The organism is Azospirillum sp. (assembly GCF_035627195.1).
In the GTDB taxonomy this organism is placed as follows: domain Bacteria; phylum Pseudomonadota; class Alphaproteobacteria; order Azospirillales; family Azospirillaceae; genus Azospirillum.
On sequence record NZ_DASPMG010000427.1, the window covers coordinates 1 to 3,712 of the forward strand.

The following is a 3,712-nucleotide window of genomic DNA, read 5'->3' on the forward strand; positions in this document are numbered from 1 at the left end:
GGCTGGCCGTTCAGCTCGAAGAACACCGCGCGCCGGCCGCTCTCGTCCGGCTCGCCGGTCGCCAGATAGCGCACGATCAGCGTCTTGCCCGGCTCCAGGTGCAGCGACACCTCCTCGCCCTGCACCAGCCCGTGGAAGAACAGCGGCGTGGGCAGCACGCCGACGTCGCCGTACGCCTTGCGGTGCTGGGCGAAGTCGGTGAACACCTTCGGGTACATCAGGTACGAGGCGAGCTGGCGGTCGTCCACCGGGTGCCCGGCCTTGCGCGCCGCCTCGGCGCGCTCCGCCTCCAGCTCGGCCGGCGGCATCAGCGCGCCGGGCCGGCCGGGCAGCGGCGTCCCGCCCTTCAGAACCTTGCGCTGCAACGGCTCGGGGAAGCCGCCGGGCGGCTGGCCCAGCTCGCCGCGCATGAGCTGCACCACCGAGTCCGGGAAGGCGATCTCCTTCGCCGGGTCGAGCACGTCGGCCTCGGTCAGGCCGCTGGTCACCATCATCAGCGCCATGTCGCCGACCACCTTGGAGGTGGGGGTGACCTTCACGATGTCGCCGAACAGCCGGTTCACCGCGGCGTAGGCACGCACCACCTCCTCCCAGTGCTCCTCCAGGCCGAGCGACCGCGCCTGCTCGCGCAGGTTCGTGTACTGGCCGCCGGGCATCTCGTGCACGTAGACCTCCGACGAGCCGGCGCGGATGTCGCTCTCGAACGGCGCGTAGCCGCGGCGGACCTGCTCCCAATAGTGCGACAGCCGGGTGATGGCGGCGTCGTCCAGGCCGGTGTCGCGCGCCGTGTGCTTGAGCGCCGCGACGAGGGAGCCCAAGGGCGGCTGCGAGGTCAGCCCCGACAGGCTGTCCATGGCGGCGTCCACCGCGTCCACCCCGGCCTCCACCGCCGCCAGCACGCTGGCCGCCGAGGCACCCGAGGTGTCGTGCGTGTGGAAGTGGACGGGCAGCCCCACCTCCTCGCGCAGCGTGCGCACCAGCAGCGCCGCGGCGGCCGGCTTGCACAGCCCGGCCATGTCCTTGATGCCCAGGATGTGCGCGCCGGCCGCCTCCAGCTCCCTGGCGAGGCCAACGTAGTACGACAGCCCGTACTTCGGCCGGCGCGGGTCGAGCAGGTCGCCGGTGTAACAGATCGCCGCCTCGCAGAGGGCGCCGGTGCCGCGCACCGCGTCGATGGCGACGCGCATGTTGTCGACCGCATTCAGGCTGTCGAAGACGCGGAACACGTCCACCCCGCCGGCCGCCGCCTGCTCCACGAAGTGGCGCACCACGTTGTCGGGGTAGTTGGCGTAGCCCACGGCGTTGGAGGCGCGCAGCAGCATCTGCAGCAGCAGGTTCGGCATGGCGGCGCGCAGCCGCTCCAGCCGCTCCCACGGGTCCTCCTTCAGAAAGCGCATGGCGACGTCGAAGGTGGCGCCGCCCCAGCACTCCACCGAGAACAGCTGCGGCAGCAGGCGCGCGTAGGCCGGCGCCACGGCGGTGAGGTCGTGCGTGCGCACGCGGGTGGCCAGCAGCGACTGGTGGGCGTCGCGCATGGTGGTGTCGGTGACCAGCACGCGGGCTTGCTGGCGCATCCATGTGGCCACCGCCTCGGCGCCGTCCAGCGCCAAGCGCTGCTTCAGCCCCGGCGGCGGCGGGTCGAGGGTGACGACCGGGGCCTTCGGCTCGGCCGGGCGGGGAACGGCTTTCCCTTTCAGTTCCGGGTTGCCGTTGACCATCACCTCGGCGATGAAGCTCAGCAGCTTCGTGGCGCGGTCGCGGCGTGGCGGGTGCTGGAACAGCGCGGGCGTGGTGTCGATGAAGCGCGTGGTGTAGGTGCCGGCGCGGAACTGCGGGTGCGCGATCAGCGCCTCCAGGAAGGCGAGGTTGGTGGCGACGCCGCGGATGCGGAACTCGCGCAGCGCCCGGTCCATGCGGGCTATCGCCTCGTCCGGCGTCGGCGCCCAGGCGATCACCTTTTCCAGCAGGCTGTCGTAGTGGCGGGTGATCAGCGCGCCGGAAAAGGCGGTGCCGCCGTCCAGGCGGATGCCGAAGCCGTTGGCGCCGCGGTAGGCGGTGATGCGGCCGTAGTCGGGGATGAAGCTGTTGTCCGGGTCCTCGGTGGTCAGACGGCACTGGATGGCGTGGCCGGTGATGCGGATGTCGGGCTGGGCGGGAACGCCGCTCTCCTCGGTGCCGATGGCGGCGCCGGCCGCGATGCGGATCTGCGCCTTGACGAGGTCGATGCCGGTGGCGACCTCGGTGATGGTGTGCTCGACCTGGATGCGGGGGTTGACCTCGATGAAGTAGAAGGCGCCGGTGTCGGCGTCCATCAGGAACTCCACCGTGCCGGCGTTGCGGTAGCCGGCGGCGTGCGCGAGCTTCAGCGCCGCGTCGCACAAGGCGGCGCGCTCGTCCGCGGTGAGGTAGACGGCCGGGGCGCGCTCGACGACCTTCTGGTTGCGGCGCTGGACGGTGCAGTCGCGCTCGAACAGGTGGACGAGGGTGCCGTGGGCGTCGCCCAGCACCTGCACCTCCACGTGGCGGGCGCGGCGGACGAGCTTTTCCAGGTAGACCTCGCCGTTGCCGAAGGCGGCCTGGGCCTCGCGCCGGGCGGCGAACAGGGCGTCGGGCAGGTCCCTGGCGGTCTCCACGATGCGCATGCCGCGGCCGCCGCCGCCCCAGCTGGCCTTGAGCATGAGGGGGTAGCCGACGGCCTCGGCCAGCCGGGCGGCCTCCCCGGCATCGTCGGGCAGGGCGCCGGTGGCGGGCATGACCGGCACGCCGGCGGAGACGGCGAGGTTGCGCGCCGCGACCTTGTTGCCGAGCAGGCGCATGGTGTCGGACGAAGGGCCGACGAAGGTGATGCCGGCATCATGGCAGGCGTCTGCGAAGGCCGGGTTTTCGGAGAGGAAGCCGTAGCCGGGGTGGATGGCGTCGGCGCCGGTCCGCTTGGCGACGGCGATGATGGCGTCGATGTCCAGGTAGGCCTCGATCGGCCCCTTGCCCTGGCCGATCAGGTAGCTCTCGTCCGCTTTGAAGCGGTGCAGCGCGAAGCGATCCTCGGTCGAATGGACAGCCACCGTGGAGATGCCCAGCTCGGTCGCGGCGCGGAACACGCGGATGGCGATCTCACCCCGATTGGCGGCGAGCATTTTGCGAAAAGGCGGCGTGATCATACAAACTCCCTGGATCAGTCACGCAAGCGGATATTCTGCATACTTGGACTCGCTTGGCTTCACGCGAGACCGGAACAATGAAATGTTAAAGGCCGTCCGCAGCCAGCAGATTAGGCGTTCGTAAAAAGGCTCCTTCCTGGGCATGGGCTCCATTCATCAGCACCAATCCAGCATCAGTTTAGGGAGGAACGAGGATGCGGCTATCCCAGGAAGGAGCAAGAACAATTACTGGATAGTCTTATCAAATACTGAATACCTTGCGCCACGTCGGACAAAGACTTGTTGTTCACGCGAGTTCTGCGACAGGGCCGTCGAATTGGAGGAGCGGGTCAGGAGCGGCGAAGGCGTCGACGTCGGCCGTCCCGGCGACCCGGCATCGCGTCCGGCCGGCGCGCCTTTCACACCGGCGTTCCGGTCAGGCGGAGCGCTTGTGGCCCCAGTCGCTCAGCTGCGAGTAGCTGGCGACCGTCCAGGACGCGTCGTCGATGACGATGCCGCCGTATCCGATCTCCAGGTTGAAGCCCGACGGCGTGCGGCAGTAGAAGGAGAACATG

General features: G+C 69.9%; 1 protein-coding gene. It reads right to left on the bottom strand.

Features of this window, described 5'->3' with window-relative positions; genetic code table 11:
- A partial coding sequence (locus VED21_RS36470) for a pyruvate carboxylase (RefSeq protein WP_324891007.1) occupies window positions 1–3,158 on the bottom strand: 3,158 nt, incomplete at its 3' end.
- Window positions 3,159–3,712: the final 554 nt, after the last annotated feature.